This is a genomic window from Candidatus Omnitrophota bacterium (assembly GCA_030688425.1).
Taxonomy (GTDB): domain Bacteria; phylum Omnitrophota; class Gorgyraeia; order Zapsychrales; family JANLHA01; genus JAUYIB01.
Window position 1 is genome coordinate 1 of sequence record JAUYIB010000022.1, and the last position, 16,787, is coordinate 16,787.

14 protein-coding genes are annotated in these 16,787 nt (G+C 53.7%); all 14 read left to right on the plus strand.

The genetic code is table 11. The annotated features are described in order from the left end of the window. Positions 1–468: 468 nt before the first annotated feature. The 14 genes from Q8Q08_10245 (at position 469) to Q8Q08_10310 (ending at position 16,787) form a co-directional block, all read left to right on the plus strand. The gene (locus Q8Q08_10245) at positions 469–2,172 is read left to right on the plus strand and encodes a hypothetical protein (GenBank protein ID MDP2654395.1); all 1,704 of its coding nucleotides are present in this window, start codon (positions 469–471) and stop codon (positions 2,170–2,172) included. A gap of 13 nt (positions 2,173–2,185) precedes the next feature. Beyond that, positions 2,186–4,228, plus strand: coding sequence for a hypothetical protein (locus Q8Q08_10250; protein ID MDP2654396.1), 2,043 nt, complete (start codon positions 2,186–2,188; stop codon positions 4,226–4,228). A 484-nt stretch (positions 4,229–4,712) separates the two neighbouring features. Beyond that, positions 4,713–5,978 carry a sodium:proton antiporter NhaD gene (gene nhaD, locus Q8Q08_10255; protein ID MDP2654397.1) on the plus strand — a complete coding sequence of 422 codons (1,266 nt, stop codon included), beginning with the start codon at positions 4,713–4,715 and terminating at the stop codon, positions 5,976–5,978. 39 nt (positions 5,979–6,017) lie between these two features. Then, entirely contained in the window at positions 6,018–6,947 is a 930-nt protein-coding gene (gene yedA / locus Q8Q08_10260) for a drug/metabolite exporter YedA (protein ID MDP2654398.1), read from the plus strand. A gap of 107 nt (positions 6,948–7,054) precedes the next feature. After that, positions 7,055–7,636, plus strand: coding sequence for a hemerythrin domain-containing protein (locus Q8Q08_10265; protein MDP2654399.1), 582 nt, complete (start codon positions 7,055–7,057; stop codon positions 7,634–7,636). Next, positions 7,633–8,688 carry a glutamyl-tRNA reductase gene (gene hemA / locus Q8Q08_10270; GenBank protein MDP2654400.1) on the plus strand — a complete coding sequence of 352 codons (1,056 nt, stop codon included), beginning with the start codon at positions 7,633–7,635 and terminating at the stop codon, positions 8,686–8,688. The genes Q8Q08_10265 and hemA overlap by 4 nt, the downstream gene beginning before the upstream one ends. A gap of 85 nt (positions 8,689–8,773) precedes the next feature. Further along, on the plus strand, positions 8,774–9,568 hold the full coding sequence (locus Q8Q08_10275; protein MDP2654401.1) for a cytochrome c3 family protein: 795 nt from the start codon (positions 8,774–8,776) through the stop codon (positions 9,566–9,568). 15 nt (positions 9,569–9,583) lie between these two features. Beyond that, positions 9,584–11,635 (plus strand): hypothetical protein, encoded by a 2,052-nt coding sequence (locus Q8Q08_10280; protein ID MDP2654402.1) that lies wholly within the window; start codon positions 9,584–9,586, stop codon positions 11,633–11,635. A gap of 155 nt (positions 11,636–11,790) precedes the next feature. Beyond that, on the plus strand, positions 11,791–13,011 hold the full coding sequence (locus Q8Q08_10285) for a cytochrome c3 family protein (protein MDP2654403.1): 1,221 nt from the start codon (positions 11,791–11,793) through the stop codon (positions 13,009–13,011). Next, a complete protein-coding gene (locus tag Q8Q08_10290; protein MDP2654404.1) occupies positions 13,004–13,486 on the plus strand; it encodes a Rieske (2Fe-2S) protein in 483 nt (160 codons plus the stop codon). The genes Q8Q08_10285 and Q8Q08_10290 overlap by 8 nt, the downstream gene beginning before the upstream one ends. 13 nt (positions 13,487–13,499) lie before the next feature. Then, complete coding sequence (locus Q8Q08_10295; GenBank protein ID MDP2654405.1) at positions 13,500–14,690, plus strand: cytochrome bc complex cytochrome b subunit; 1,191 nt, start codon at positions 13,500–13,502, stop codon at positions 14,688–14,690. A gap of 20 nt (positions 14,691–14,710) precedes the next feature. After that, positions 14,711–15,265, plus strand: a complete 555-nt coding sequence (locus Q8Q08_10300; protein MDP2654406.1) for a cytochrome c family protein — start codon at positions 14,711–14,713, stop codon at positions 15,263–15,265. A gap of 11 nt (positions 15,266–15,276) precedes the next feature. After that, positions 15,277–16,023 (plus strand): cytochrome c3 family protein, encoded by a 747-nt coding sequence (locus Q8Q08_10305; protein ID MDP2654407.1) that lies wholly within the window; start codon positions 15,277–15,279, stop codon positions 16,021–16,023. Continuing rightward, on the plus strand, positions 16,020–16,787 hold the full coding sequence (locus Q8Q08_10310) for a 4Fe-4S dicluster domain-containing protein (protein MDP2654408.1): 768 nt from the start codon (positions 16,020–16,022) through the stop codon (positions 16,785–16,787). The genes Q8Q08_10305 and Q8Q08_10310 overlap by 4 nt, the downstream gene beginning before the upstream one ends.

Here is a 16,787-nt window from a genome sequence, read left to right on the forward strand (position 1 = left end):
GATCTGCCCGGACAGTCCTTCCAGCACGATCTGTGATTTTTGCTTACTGGTCCATTGGCGGTATTTCATGAATAAGGCTCCTTTCGATTGCGAGCCCTATTCTAACAAATTGGTCAAGCTCTGTTAACTAGTGGCAGTATACAAGAACTTATGCTTCGGGCCGGCGCTTGCGCTGGAATGTGTTGGACGAGCGGGGGCCCGGGGAGTATATTGAAACCCAAGGAAGATCGCGATGAAAATGCCCCCCTATCAATGCCCTGAGCACGGGAACGCATTGATTAAAAAATCTGTTGTGTATGGTTACCCGATACCGGGGAAAGATTACAGCAAGTGCATTTTGGGGGGTTGCTGCGTTTCGGAGGATTCGCCGAAACACGGCTACGAATGCCCGGTGGACAAAATGGTTTTTTATCTGAAAGATGGAAGGCTTACGGAAGAGGTGTAAAATAGTATGAAAGAGGAGAAAACATGTTCCGCGTTTTCAACATAACCGCGTTATTCATGTGGGCTGCCGTCTTCATCTTCACGGCGGCCCGCAAGCCCCTGATGCGGGACGCCTTCCTTTATTCTTCCTACTATATTATCTTTGCGTTGACCGTTTCCTGGGCGTATTCGCTGGTCATGCTTTGGCGCGAGAAGTCCCCCCGGCCGCCGCAGTTTTTCAGGACCCATTGGAGAGGACTGGCATTCTCGTTTGTTCTGGCGTCTATCGTCTTTGTGTCGGTGCCGAAACAGCTCCGGGTCCTGAACGACGAGACCAATCTTTTGTCCGTCGGGAAATCCATGATGTCTAACAGGAATGTGCATAACATCATGGAGGGGCAGCGGGCCTATGGGCGGTTCTGGCCGCTGGAACCGGCTCTTTTGGAAAAACGGCCGCTGTTATTCCCGTTTTTTGTTTCCCTGGCGCATACCGTGTCCGGTTACCGGGTGGAAAATGTTTTCGCGTTCAATTATTTCGTCCTGTGGGCGGTTTTGTTCTTGCTGTATTGGCTTGTGCGCCCGGGGATAGGCGAGGCGGGGGCCGCCGCCGGATTGCTCCTGGTGATGTCCCAGCCGATCATGTCCTGGTGCGCGACCAGCGGCGGATTTGAGCTCTTCAATTTCCTGTTCATCCTGATCAGTTTTATTCTTTTGCGGTCGTTTCTTCGGGCTCCGGGCGGCGCTGTGTTTCTGGCGCTTGTCCTCAGTTTAGCCATGCTGGGGAACATCCGCTATGAATCGCCCGTATTCTTCGTCGTGACAATGGTGATTTTGGCCGCGGCCGGTTATGTCCGGCGCGAATACCTGCCGCGCCCGCCGGTTTATGTGCTCACTCCGTTTTTCTTCCTGCCCTGGCTCTGGCAGAGGGCCCTGATGTTGACCGAGAAAAACTACGATTTCCCGGGAAGGACATGGCTGCAGGAACTTCAGCTGGAAAACGCCTCGCGGAATTCCCCGGCGTTTTTTAAATACGTTTTGGGTTTGAACGGGGAGCTGGGATACGCGGGTCTGGTGAATTGCGCCGGGATTCTCGCCGCGGTTTATTTTGCCGTGTTATTTTTCAAAAATTTACGTCGGCGGCCCGTTGCCCGACCCGATGCCGTTCTCTGGGCGACAGTTTCCTTGTGCCTGCTGATCGTGTTCGCCGGCGCATTGTCCTTTTGCCACAGCATAGCGGTCCATCCCTTCAATGGACGTTATTACATGGCGTTGCTCGTCATCCTGTCTGTTTTGCCGGTCTTTGTTCTTGTCCAGATCTTCAGACGCAAGGGCTGGCCGGCGGCCATCCTTCTGACGGGGGCCCTGGCGCTGTTCCTTTATTATCATGGTGCCGCCGTGGAAGACCGCTGGACGAATTCTTTGTATGCCACGAGGGAGCTGAGGTTCATCACAGATTTTTTGAAGAAAAACGCGGATGAGAACACGCTTGTCATTTGTGACCGGCCCGGCCAACTGATCGTCCACGGTTATGGGGCTGAATTCCCCGGCACGGCCAACAAGGATGTCTTGGATAACTTAAGAGCTTACAAGAGCCATATGTTTAGCTCGATTTATGTGATCCAGCCGGTGGGGCGATCCCCCTGGCCCAGCCAGGCGCTCGACAGAGCTTATCAACTGGAGCCGATCGTCGAAACACGGATCTCGGACGAATATTCCCTGCGGATTTCAAAAGTTAAAATTTCTGATTAGCGGCGGGACGCGTATGGTCATCCTCTTGATGGTCGCTTTAAGCTCTTATTTTTGTGCCGGGGTATTCTGGCCGTTGCGTTTATCTGAAAAATTTGTTTATGCCATCTCGATTTTTATCATTCAGATCCTTTTTGTCATTCTTTCCGCAGGTCATTTGGGTTTTCTGAACAGGCCGGCGGTCCTGGCGGCCTGGGGAGTTTTGTCCGCGGCCGTCTTTTTGTATGCCCAACACAAGCAGCCCGTTATTCAGCAGATGGCCGTTGACCGGGACAGGCTGATGTCGGGAACGCGGAAGATTTTTCGAGAACCAAACGGCTCCTTTTTTGCGTTTTCTATTTTTTTGTTCGGCTGGCTTCTCGCGTCGGCATATTTTTTCCCGCCCCGAGCCGTTGATGATATCGATTATCATCTGCCGATGGTTTGGGAGCATTGGTTCAAGGGACAGATAACACTTGTCCCTCCGCCCATCCAGCCAGAATTCGCCTTCCCGCAAAACGCCGACCTGTTTTTCCTCATGCCGGTCATTTTATGGGGGACAACCCGGTGGATCGATGCTGTTCAGCTGATCTTTTCTGTGTGCGGCTCCGTGGTCTTGTTTGCGTTATTGCGTTCCTGGGGAGTGACGCTCAGCCGCTCATTTTTTATCGGCCTAATGTTTTTTTGGGCTCCCGTCATTATTTTTCAAAACGGGAGCTGCAATCACGATGTCATTTTTTGCGTGACAGCGTTGATCATCCTTTACTTGTGCACACGGATCATCCATACTCCGTCTTTTGGACGGATAGGGCTTTTATGCGTCCTTTCAGCCGTCTTCATAGGCATGAAACAGACGGCGCTGGTTTATCTCTTGGCGTTTATGCCGATATTGTTTTTGCGCCGAAAAGAAGTTTTGAGATGGGAGTTCTTTGCGATTCTGGTTTTGGCGGCGAGCCTGTTTTGTTTTGTGTATTTCCGGAATTTCCTTATTTTCGGAAATCCTTTTTATCCGGCTTCGGAATTTTTTAAGGGTGCCGCCGGGGGTTTTTTTGATGGTCTGCTGTATAAGCTTGATTCCTTTGTTTCTGAACGACAGTTGGGAACCCTGAGCCATGGGTTCGGTCTTGTGTTTTGGTCATTCGCCGTTCCCGGAATCGCGTTGACGATGGTCCGCTTGCGGAAAAAAATATTCAAGCGATGGCCCCTGTTCTATTCCGCGTTTTTAATGCCTGTGTTCATGCTGTTCCTGCTGTTGAATCCTAAATGGAACATCGATTGGGCTCCGCGGTATGTCTTGATCATGATTCCTCTTGGGTATTTGCTGTTGGCCAAATCGAGTTATTTGTTGAGCTGGAGGGCGTTTTCCCTGGCGGCCATATTGACGAGCATGCTGGCCATTTTTATGATTCCTTTCCGATGGATGCCGCATCATCTGGTTCATATTGCGCTGCAGGACCGGCTGAAAGGTGACAATTTTAAGGAATATCATTATCTGCAATACGCGGGGTGGTATGTCAAATTCACCTATTTTTGGGTGGAACCGCTGGAATTGCTGACGAAAGACGCTGGCGGTCTATCGTGTTATGTCGCCTCAGACAAGGATTGGCTGGCCAATATGTACGGGACACGGCTTCAAAACCGGCTTTGGCAGACACAGGACCCCAGGCCGGATATGCCGGATTGTTTGATCTATGAGCAACTCGCGGATCCTTACGACTTTCCGATGGACCAGATTCCCATGGAATATATATTAGCAAGCCCGGAATACAGCATGATCGTTGCCGGCCCAACGTCATGGTTTTTTATAAGGAACAGCCTTTTGGAAGACTCTTTGCGCCTGCGCCCGCTGCTGGATTTTTACGAGTCATTTTTTACGCAACAGATCGAAAGTGCCCGGGAAATATACGCGGAGCTCCAAGACGATCGCTCTCCGCTTGTGGTAACGGATGCCCTGGGAAACGGGTTTAAATATTTATCATTGTCCGGGGAGATCCCGAACCCTGTGCATTTTATACCTTCGAAAATGATCCCGTACCACCAACAGCATATAAAGCTGCTGGACGCCATCAGGATTCTGTGATCATGAAAAAGCCGGGGAAAACGATGTTTCATCTTTTGTGCTGGGGGCTGCTCATTGCGGACATTTTGTTTTTTCACGGTCGTGTTTATTTGAAATGTTTTTTCTTGATGGTGTCTGCTTACTTCAGATAGATGAGCATTTGATATCCATCCGCCCGGTTAGCGGGGGCGCTGAGGATGTCGAGGTGTCTTTGTAACGGCGGCCCCCCAGCAAGGTGTTTTTGGGGTTCGCCCTGGGGGTTGTTTTCTACACTGCCCTCGCGACATTTCTCAACAATAAGCATTTTAATTCCTTCCCGTGGTTCGACGTCCACGAGATATTGTGTCCTTTTATGATGGCGGGAGGCTTTCCTTATTCGGATGATGTTGAGAGATATTCTGCACCTGAGAGCTTTTTGAAATCGTCGGGCCCGGCTGTATAGACAAAGCGGTTTTTTGTGATATGATGGCGCGCATCGAGTTTGCGGGCAGGGAGGCCCGGGCGCATGTCTGTGGATGGGTTGATAGTCCTTGCTTTTGTTGCCGGTTATCTGGCGATCGTGCTGGAGCACAATGTCAGCGTCAACAAGGCGGCCGCAGCGATCTTGACCGCCGTGGCGTGCTGGGTTTTGATCACGTTCCGGACCACGTCCCGGCCGGGGGAGGCCTTCCTTCACCTGAACGAGCACCTCGCCGACATCTCGCAGGTCATCATTTTTCTCATCGGCGCCATGACGATTGTCGAGCTGATCAACTCCCACGACGGGTTCCGGGTCATCACGGACGCCATCCGGACTCGCAACAAGCGGGTTTTGTTGTGGCTGATCTCCCTCATCACGTTTTTCGTCTCCGCGGTCCTGGACAATTTGACGACATCCATCGTGATGGTGTCCCTCTTGCGGCGGCTGGTGAGCGACAAGCAGGACCGGATGATCTTCGCCGCCATGATCATCCTCTCGGCCAACGCCGGCGGCGCCTGGTCGCCGATCGGCGACGTGACGACCACCATGCTCTGGATCGACCAGCGCATCAGTTCCTGGAAATTGATTTCGTTCATTTTTGTGCCCAGTCTGCTGTCGCTGTTGGTCCCCCTGCTGTATTTTACCTTTCGCGTTAACAATGAGGATGTCATTCCCCCGTCCGCTGTTGAAGAAAAGCCCCGGGCCTGGGGCGCCCGGCGGGTGTTCGTCCTGGGGATCGGCGCTCTGGTCTTTGTCCCGGTCCTGCGCGCGTTGACCGGACTGCCGCCTTACATCGGCATTCTGCTAGGGATGGGAGTCATGTGGGCCGTGACCGACCGCATTCACCAAGAGCGCCATTACCTTCGCGTTCCGCATGTGCTGACCAAGATCGACATGTCGAGCGTCATGTTTTTCCTGGGTATCCTTCTCGCCGTTGCCGCTCTGGAAACGGCAGGCCTGTTGGGCCAGCTCGCGTCCTGGATGGACGCCCATCTGGGCAGCAAAGACGTGATCATCTGCGTGATGGGGATCGCGTCTGCGATCATCGACAACGTGCCCCTGACAGCCGCCGCCATGGGCATGTATCCGGTCAGCGTTTATCCGGCGGATTCCAAGCTCTGGCTGGAGGCCGCCTATGCCGTCGGGACGGGCGGCAGTCTCCTGATCATCGGTTCCGCGGCCGGCGTTGTCGTGATGGGCATGGAGCACATCCGCTTTTCCTGGTATTTCAAGAAAATCGCCCTGCCCGGGCTTGTCGGCTACCTGGCCGGGTTCTTCGCCTTTCTTCTGGCTTTTAAGCTTTTCGGCTGAGCCGTCTTTCAGAGACCATAAGGTATTTTTAAAAAGACCATGAAAGTTACCCGACTCCGTATCGCTGCGGCGTTCGCGGCCGTTTATCTGATCTGGGGCTCAACCTATCTGGCCATCCGCTTCGCGATTGAGACCCTGCCGCCGTTTTCCATGGCCGGGTTGCGATTTTTGATCGCAGGGATCGCGCTTTACGTTTTTGCCCGCTATGTCCGGCGGCATCCTGCCCCGGAGCCGAGACATTGGAAGCCGGCGCTGATCATCGGTTTTTTGCTGTTGCTGGGCGGAAACGGCGGGGTGGTGTGGGCCGAACAGTATGTTCCCTCGGGACTTGCGTCGCTGTTCATTGCCACGGTTCCGTTATGGATGGTCCTGTTGGAATGGTTGTGGCACCGGCAGGCAAGGCCCGGGACAGGTGTTTTTGCCGGGATCGCCCTGGGATTTTGGGGCGTTTGGCTTTTGATGGCGCCGGGTTTTTCTCAGAATCCGCATCAACCCATTCACCTGGGGGGAACGCTGGCCCTGCTGACGGCCTCGTTGTCGTGGGCGGTCGGCTCGGTGTATTCCCGGAAGGCTGTTTTGCCGGATTCTCCGCTGGTGGCCACGGGCATGGAAATGACGGCCGGAGGGGCATGCCTGTTGCTCCTCGGGCTCCTTCAGGGGGAGGCGGCAGGATGGGATCCTGCGGCCTTTAGCATAAAGTCTGTGCTGGCTTTCCTGTATCTGGTGGTCTTTGGGTCGCTGATCGGATTTACCGCTTATATTTGGCTTTTGAGGGCCGTAGGCCCGGCCAGGACTTCGACGTATGCCTTTGTCAATCCGGTGGTTGCGGTTCTGCTGGGCTGGGGGCTGGGAGGGGAAGCCCTCACTGGCCGGACCATCCTGGCGGCGCTGACGATCGTGGCCGCGGTTGGCGTGATCACGTTTCACCAAAGGGAAGAGGGCGGCGAAGTTGAAAAACGCGAAGAATAGAGAAGTCGGGGCAACAGGCCGGCAAACTGGATTTTTTATGGGGTGTGATGGACATCACACCCCTCTTTTTATTATTACTTTATAATAATCATCGCTTGAGGAGGCGCATGATTAAAAAGATTTCCAATTTTGAAACCAGCATCCATGTCCTGGGAGACAATCACGAGGACTTGCTGGACAAGACAAACCAGCTTGATGACGCCCTCACCAGGCTCCGCTATGAGGGCAAGCTCTGTTTGAAAAAAAATATCCGGTCAGCGGAAAAGCTGGTCGGATTTTTTAATGCCACGATGCTGCCGCACATCGTGGTGGAGGATATCCTTTTCGATTTTGTCGAGCGGCATATTCCCAAGATCCAGATCGTGGTCCGCCATCTTCAATCCGAACATAAAGAATTGACGGCGTGTCTCAAGGAGATGGCGCAGCTGCTCCGCCGGCTCGCCGCGCAAAAGAGTGAGCCCCGCCGCGCCGAGATCATCGAGCGCGTGAAAGAGCGGGGGACCTACCTGAGCCATTTCATGCGCCAGCATATCCAGATCGAGCATGACAGCATTTATTTGATCGCGATGGAGGAGCTCCAGCCGGCGGAGAAACGCCGGCTGTTGCAAAAACTGCACGACTGTCCTTCCTGGAAAGCCCTGTTGAAAAACGGTGCGGGCCGGACTCGCCCCTGGAAAGGCCGGCTATGAATATTCTGGTTGCCGGCATCAGCCACAAGACTGCGCCGATCGAGGTCCGCGAGAAACTTTATCTCAAGGACGCGGAGCGGGCCTTGCTGTTGAGCGCGCTGAAAAATGACCCGGCCGTGGCCGAAGCCATAGTTTTGTCCACCTGCAACCGGACCGAGATTTACGCCGACGCTGTTGATGGTATGACGCCCGAGGCCTTGCTGCGGCATTTGCTTCGCATCAAGCATTTCGGGGGGGCAGACGACTGGGGCCGGCATTTTTACGCTTTTCAGGGAGCCGATGCGGTCCGTCACCTTTTGCGCGTGGCCACCGGGCTGGATTCTCTCGTTTTGGGGGAAAAACAGATTCTCGGGCAGATCAAAACCGCGGTGGATTTGTCCCGGGAGATGGGCATGCTCGGGCGGCCATTCAATATTTTGTCGAATATCACGGTGCGCGCCGGCAAGAAGGCCCAGAATGAAACCCAGGTCGGTTACGGCGGGGTTTCCGTGAGCTGGGCCGCGGTCACGATGGCGCAATCCCTTTTGGGATCGTTTGAGGACAAGTCGGTCCTGGTCATCGGCGCGGGAAAGATGAGCAAACTGGCGGCCAATCATTTTGCCAACCGCGGGATCCGGGAAATCCTGGTGATGAACCGGACCCAGGAAAAGGCCGCGTTGCTCGCCCGGCAGTTCGGCGGCACGGAGGTATCGTTCTGGGACTTGAAGGAAATGCTGGAGAGGGTGGACGCCTGCATCTGCGCGGCCAGCGCCCCGCATTATCTGATCACCAATGAATTGATCGCCGGAATCCTTCCGAAAAGACAGGGGCGTCCGCTGGTCTTGATGGATATCTCCATGCCGCGCAACATCGAGCCGCTGGACCAGGAGCTTCCCGGTGTGCGCCTGATCACGATCGACGACCTGGACGAGGTCACGCAGGGCAGTCTTCAGCGGCGGCAGGAGGCGGTCCGGCAGGTCGAGGAGATCGTCGAGCAAAAGGTGCTGGAGTTTCATAATAAAATTCTCAAGACCGGTCCGCTCGAAATTGCGGCCGGGGAGGCTTTTCTTTAATTAATTCTTATTCTTCTTATTCAGGGAAACGTTCCTGTTGAATGGTATGAATCAGCGGTTCCAAACAAAACGCGGAGGATGAGATATGGGCCTTAAAAGAATCCCGCAAATGCGGGGAAAAGTCATTTGGATCTTCATGATGGCGGGGCTGTGGGGCATGGCCCTGGCCGCCGGGTATGCTTCGGCGGAAGAGGCAAAAGTGTCGCAGACGGTCGACGGATTGACCGCAGCCAAGGGCGCCGAATACGTCGGCACCGAAACGTGCGCGAGTTGTCATGAAGAGGCATACAAAGAGTATCAGCTTTCCACGCACGCCCGTATCGAGGTGAAGGGCGAGACGGAAACCGCCCAGGGCTGCGAAATGTGCCACGGCCCGGGCAGTGTTCACGTTGAGAACGGCGGCGGCAAGGGGACGATCATCAATCCTAAGAAAAATCCTGAAATTTGTTTCACCTGTCATCTCGACAAGAAAACGGAATTTCGCTTGCCGTTTCATCACCCGGTCGTTGAAGGGAAGATGGGTTGTGTGGACTGCCATCAGCCGCACGGTGTGGATGTGAAGCCGTGGACATCCACCTCCATGGAAGACATCAATGAGGCGTGCTTTAAATGCCATTCGGAACAGCGCGGGCCGTATGTCTGGGAACATGAAGTTCTCCGTGAAGGATGCACGACCTGTCACAAGGTTCACGGTTCGATCAACGACAAAATGCTGGTGGCCCGAGATAATAATCTCTGCTTGCGCTGCCACGCCCAGATGAACTTTCCCACAATCGGCAACTCGAGCCATTCGAGTCGCCTGCCTAACAGTACTTGCATGTCCGCCGGCTGCCACACGGCCGTGCACGGGTCAAACTTTGACGAACATCTCCGCTATTAATTAAGGAGGGGTATCATGAAAAGAACATTCGTATATCTTATCGCAGCCCTCGTGATTGCGGCGGGGTGTGCGTCCTCTGTTTGGGCAGAGGAAGACGGGCAATGGTCTCTGGGTGTTAACGCGGGACGTTACGCCGCTGTCAAGGGGGACGTGGCGAAATTCCGCGCCCATCACTGGATGAAGGACGGTTACGTCGGCGGCATTGAGCACCTGTCCTTTGACGAAAAGGTGGGGACGGCGGATTTTTCTTTCGAAGGCTATACGATCCCCGAGGAGAACGATAACGAAGCGATTATTATTCTGAAAAAGGGGGAAGAGGGCTTTATCAAGACGGAATACAAATCGTTCCGGAAATATTACGACACCACCGGTGGGGTTTATAATCGATTTGTTTCAGGTTCCAGGGACCTGACCAACCAGGACCTGAAAATGGATATGGCTCACTTCATGTTGGAGCTCGGGTTGGGGACGGAAGCGCATCCGGATTTGAACCTGATGTATGAGCGTCATACCAAGAAGGGAAAAAAGTCCCGTCTCACCTGGACAAGCGTGACCGAAGGGGCCACGACCAAGTCCATCGGGCCGGCCTGGCAGCAGGTGGACGAGACCGCCGATATCGTGACCCTGAAAGGGACCAAGGAAGTCGCCGGTATCACGCTGAAAGGGGAACAAAAAGCGGAATGGGTGGAGTCGCGCAATGTCCGTGAAGAGAAATCGCTGGATGATACGGGGGCTTTATCCACCAATACAAAGATCCGTGTCCAGGAACAAAAACCGGAGGCCAGGGTCCTGGCTTCGACCCTGAGGGGGGAGAAGTGGATCATCGATGACAAAACATTTGCGGCCATCGGTTACCGTTTCGCCCATGTCAATAATACGGAATATGAATGGCTTCGGGAGTACGATCAGAATTACAGCCCGACGAGTTACGGCTCTTACCCGGAGCAAAAACTGCCGTCTGATGCCGAAAATCGGATGAACGAGCATATCTGGACCGGCCATTTTCAGAACAACCTCACACCAGACCTGAGTTTTATATCCAAACTGAAGGTGGCGGCCCAGGAAAGGGAAGGGAGTTCGACCTATCCTAATGACAAGACCCCATCGACCCCAGACGGGATCGTGAACACGACGGAAGTCAGCAATGTGGAGAACAAGGTTAATCGGATCGGAGAAAACATCGCCCTGCGTTATACGGGCTTTTCTCATGCCACTCTTTATGCGGATGCGGAAATGGAGCAGACGAGGAATTGGATCTCGGAGTTCAGAGACAGCATCGCCGGCCAATCCGCGGTGAACGCCTCCGATCAATTCTTCCGGGAGACGATTACGAATATCAATAAAACGGTATTGACCGCAGGGGCGCGCATCATTCCGTCCAAGACCATCAGCATGACTGCACATGTCCGGCACAAGGATGAGATGAATGATTATGACGACCTGATAGAATCCCCCATCACGACTTCGGCAAAATCCGCTTTTTTGGATGCGCTGCAATTGAAAGGGGATGAAGTCGCTACCAAGTTCACCTGGAAGCCCGCTAAATGGTATCAGAATTCATTCCGTTATCAGTTGATGAACAACAAGTACTACCCCCGTGTTGAGAATGAGGGTAATACCGAAAATTTGATGAGGTCGCACACGTATACGTATGATATCACGGTGCAGCCGATCAACCCCTTGCTGATGACCGTGGCATTTTCTCATCAGCAGTATTTCACGAAAACGACTGCGGGCAGTGCCTCATCGACAGCGGTTCCGGCGTTCAATTCCGGGGTCAATAGCTGGCTGTTTTCCACCAGTTATATGGCTTCGGAAAGCATCAGCCTGATCAATACCATCCTGTATTCCCGGGCTGACAATTACAATGATTTCAGCGGTACGGGGCTCCCCCTTGGTGCTGATTTTAAACAATACGACATGACTACCAGTCTGGAATGGACACCCAAGAAGGGGATGAAGGTGAAGCCGACATACGAATATGCTTCGTACAAGGCCAACCCTTTGGTCGAGGTCGGTGATTACAGCGCCCACATTGTCTGGATGGACGTTGGTTTTGATTGGTAAATCATCGGGTCTTGAGAAAGAGAGCTTTCTCGTCTTTCCCCGGATTCTGCAATGAAGCCTTCTCAACTCCCTGTGGTTCTGTGACCGCGGGATTCCTGTGGAAGGCTTTATTTCTTGTCAGTGGATTTGAGAATTGATTCAATAAACAAATTTGTATGCGAACCCCATTTTTATTTTTTGTCATATTCTTCACCTCTGGGACCCTGGCTTTGGCCCAAGAGAGTCAGGGGAATTCCTGCATCACCTGCCATTCGGACATGTGGGAGGAGATGAAGGGAAGCATCCATTCGCAAAACGGGATCACGTGTAATAAATGCCATGGAGGCGACCCCACGCAAGCCGACATGGACCGGGCAAAAGCGCCGGAGACGGGATACCGGGGAATTCCGGACAAGAAAGATATCCCTCTTATCTGCGGAGAATGCCATGCTGATGTGGAGGTCATGAACTTCTACGGTATCCGCACGGACCAGCTGGCCCGGTATAAGACAAGCGTCCATGGGAAGAAGCTTTTGCTGGAGGGGGACAATCGCGTGGCGGCCTGCAGCGATTGCCATGGATACCACGATGTTCTTCCTGTCTCGGATCCCGGCAGCCCTGTCTATCCTTCCAACCTCCCGAAGACTTGCAACCAATGCCACGGCAACGCAAAACTCATGGGTTCCTACGGTCTGCCCTCGGACATTTATGAGACCTATCGGAACAGTGTTCATGGAAAGGCGTTGTTCGAGAAGAAGGATATCTCGGTGGCCCAATGCGCGAGTTGTCATGGCGGCCATGGGGCTGTCCCCCCGGGAGTTAAAGATGTCGGGGCCACCTGCGGCAAATGCCATTTGAATGAAAAGAAGTATTTCCTGGAAAGTGTCCATGCCCCTTTGACGGAAAAGGGGAATTTCCATGAGTGCATCTCCTGCCATGGGAATCACGGGGTCCAGCACCCGACGCCAGACCTTTATCAAACGGCCTGCGGGACATGCCATGATCCGCAAAGCCCGGAGGCGCAGCAGGGTCAGGAGCTGGCCCGGATGATCCGGGGGGCCCAGCAGAGTTTGGCCGGTGCGCAGGCCCTTGTTAAGCAGGCGTCCGTTGAAGGGATCTTCGTTGAGCAAGAAGAGGCTTCTCTGGATGAGGCCAAGACAAAATCCATCGAGATGGGGCCCGCGCAACATACCCTTTCCCTGTCAAAGATCGCCGACTTGCATGACAAGATCGTCGCAACTGTCGGGGAGGTCGAAGCCAAGATCCTTGAGAAGAGGGAGAATCTCCGGTGGCGCAAGGTTTCCCTTATTTTCGTTTGGATTTTTGTGCTGGGCATGGTCGTCGCTTTGAGGGCTAAATATAAACAGCTGAACGCGGACAGGAAAGACTATGAGTGATCCCGCGATGGATAAGCGCCAGGCGAACGGCCCTGCTGGAAATGCCGGGGACGGCAAGGTTTCCCGCCGGGATTTCCTGGGGATGATGATCAACGGGGGACTCCTTGTCACGTTGGGAGGGATGATCCTGCCGGCGTTGCGGTATCTTTGGCCGGTAACGCAAGGGGGGCCTACGTCCGGTGCCTTGGAAGTCGGGCGGGTCGATGATATCCCTGTCTGGGGCGCCAAGAAGGTGGTCATGGGCGGCAGCGCGATCCTTGTGATTAGAACGCCGGACCAAATCAAGGCGTTCTCGGCCAGTTGCACCCACCTGGGATGCCTTGTGGACTGGGACGGCCCCAAGCGGGAGATTTTATGCCCCTGCCATGCCGGATCCTTTGGGCTGGATGGGCGGGTTATTGCCGGGCCTCCGCCCCGGCCCCTGCCGACTTATGAAGTCAAGGTTGTTGACGGAAAGATCTTCGTGACGGTATGAGATGCTCCATTCCATGGAGAAAGAAATGCTAAAGGGCTGTATCAAACGCTGGTTCTATGAGCGGTTTGAGGTCGAAAAACTCAAGGAACCCGTCAAATATCAGATCACAAAACCGCTCCCGAAGAGTATCGGATGGTTTCATACCCTGGGGAGCATGTCGCTTTTTCTTTTTTTCAGCCAGGTCATCACCGGGATCTTGTTGCTGATCTATTATCGCCCTACGGTGGATGAGGCCTTTGAGAGCGTGAAGTTCATCACGACAACGGCTCACATGGGATGGCTGTACCGGCAGGTCCATGCGTGGGGCGCCAACCTGATGGTGATCATTGTTTTTCTCCACATGTTGAGGACCTTCGTCACGGGGTCCTTTAAAAAACCGCGGGAATTGACCTGGGTGATCGGGGTCTTCCTTTTTGTGCTGACATTGGTGTTTGGGTTTACCGGTTATCTTCTGCCCTGGAACCAATTGGCCTACTGGGCGACGACTGTGGGGACGGAGATCGCCGGATCCATTCCTGTCATCGGAGAGCCCCTGAAAACCCTGCTCCGGGGCGGGAGTTCCGTGGGGGGCGAGACCATTTCGCGGTTCTTTGTCGTGCATGTGATCATCCTGCCATGGGTGGTTTTCTTCCTGGTGGCGGTCCATCTTTTTCTCGTCCGCCTTCAGGGGATCGCAACGACAGAGCCCGTCGGCAAAGAAGAGAAAGTTAAGGAGAAAGAGGGTATCCCCTTTTTCCCGCATCATGTCGTTAAAGAGGGGATTGTTTTTTATTTTCTGTTGGGGATCTTGATCACGTTGTGTATTTTGATGCCGTTTGACCTGGGGGAGAAGGCTGACCCCCTTCAGACGCCCCATGCCATTAAGCCGGAGTGGTATTTTCTTCCCATGTACCAGGTCCTGAAATATTTTCCAAAGCTAACCGGTATTTTTGTCACGTCCCTGGCCCCGCTGTTGCTTTTTCTCTGGCCTTTTTTGGACAGGAGCAAAGAGCGGCACCCTTTGAAAAGACCCGTTTCCATGACGATCGGGGTCTTGGTGGTCCTTTCGTTGGTGGTCTTTGGGGTGCTGGGGCATGTGGCGGAAACGAGAGTCAAGGTCTGGGGGAAGGTATATGAATTCGATATTTATGGTAAGCCGCATTTGATTTCACCTGCCGCCGGAGATCCGGGCAGCCGGTCTTCGGATCAGCGGGAGCCTCATTAATGCGCAAAGGGGGAGAAAAAATGGATAAGGAAAATTCTTGCGCTCAAGTCGGTTGGCTGTCGGTGGCATTGGTTGCTTGTCTTTTTCTCTGTGCCGTCCCCGCCTCTGCTGCAGAGCATGAATATATCGGGGCGCAGAAGTGCGCCATGTGCCATAAAAAACCGGAGAAAGGGGAGCAGTACCGAGTTTGGCAAGAGTCAAAACATTCCAAGGCCTATGAAACCCTGGCCACGCCTCAGGCGAAAGAGTTTGCCGCAAAAGCCGGGATTGATGACCCTCAGAAAAGCGGGAAATGCCTGAAATGCCATTCCACGGCGTATGGATTCTCTGAAACCAAGGTGACGGAAAAGATCCCCGTGGAAGAAGGGATCTCCTGCGAGTCCTGCCACGGCCCGGGGAAAGATTATATGAAGAAGAGTGTGATGGAGGATAAAGAGGAAGCCGTCGCCCAGGGTTTGATCATTCCGACGGAAGAGACCTGCCGCAAATGCCACAATGAAGAAAGTCCTAATTTTAAAGAGTTTGATTACCCGACGATGTGGGAGAAGATCAAGCACCCGATTCCAAAACAATGATAGGTCCGTGAATGAAACTTCCAAGGATTCCGCAACAGGTCGTTAGTCTATGCGTTCTTTTTTCGGTCGCCATCACGGTTTTCATCTGCGCCCGTCGATTTTTCATGCCACCGACGTTTGGCCTGTACGGGCATTACCGCGCGAAAGCGGTTGATGAAATCAAGGCTAAAGAAACCAAGTACGCGGGAGCCGAGGCCTGTGCCGAATGCCATGATGATATCTATGCCCTCAAGGCGAAGTCATACCATAAAAACATCTCTTGTGAGGTTTGCCACGGCCCGGGGGAACAGCATATCCAGGATCCAACGGAATCAAAGCCGGAAATCCCCCGGTACCGCAGCCAATGCACCATCTGTCACGATTATAATCCGGCGCGGCCTACGGGATTTCCACAAATCATTGCCAATCAGCACAACCCCGGGAAATTTTGTACACAATGCCACCAGCCCCATAATCCAACGCTCCCTCATACGCCCAATGATTGCAGCGCCTGTCATCGAGGGATCGCCAGCCAGAAGATGGTTTCCCATCACGCCGCGTTGGAATGCACGACGTGCCATGAGGCCGCTCCCGAGCATTTAACGAATCCCCGGGCTTTTGAGGTCAAGAAGCCGGAAAATAAAGAATTTTGCGGTCAGTGTCATGCCCGCGACGCCAACAGCCCCGCGGAAATTCCGAGGGTCGATCTTCTGACCCATGGAGGGCGTTATCTGTGCTGGGATTGTCACTATCCCCACAATCCGGAGGCGAACCGATGACAACAGAAAATATCATCAGCAGGAGAGACTTTCTGATCTATTGCATGAAAACCGTGCCGTCCGTGGCATTTTTTCTTCTGACCTTTCAGATCGACAAACTCCTGGCCATGGGGATCGAGGAGTATGATCCCACGAAGCACAATTATGCGATGGGGATCGACATCAGCAAATGCATCGGCTGTGGGAAATGCGTGGCGGCGTGCAAAGAAGAAAACGGCGTATGCAAGGAACCCTTCTTTTTCAGGACCTGGGTGGAGCGATATATCACCCCCACCGATGGAGAAACCAGGGTCGATAGCCCCAACGGAGGGATGGACGGTTTTCCGGATTTCAAAGGCGAAGGAGAGATTTTGAAAGCGTTTTTCGTCCCCAAGTTATGTAATCATTGCGCTAATCCTCCCTGTGTCCAGGTGTGTCCCGTTGGGGCCACGTTCAAAAGCCGGGACGGGGTTGTGCTGGTCGATCAGGAATATTGCGTCGGCTGCCGTTATTGTATCCAGGCCTGCCCTTACGGGGCGCGCTATATGCACCCGGAAAAGCACGTTGCCGATAAATGCACGCTTTGCTATCACCGGATCACCAAAGGAAAGCTCCCTGCCTGTGTTGAGGTCTGTCCGACGAAAGCGAGAGTTTTCGGGGAATTGGGCCAGCAAAGCAGTCCGATCTCGAGATTCCTCCGTTTTAACGACACGAGGACGTTAAAACCGGAGTTAAACACCAAGCCCAAGGTCTTCTACGCCGGCGCGGACGGAGAGGTGAGATAA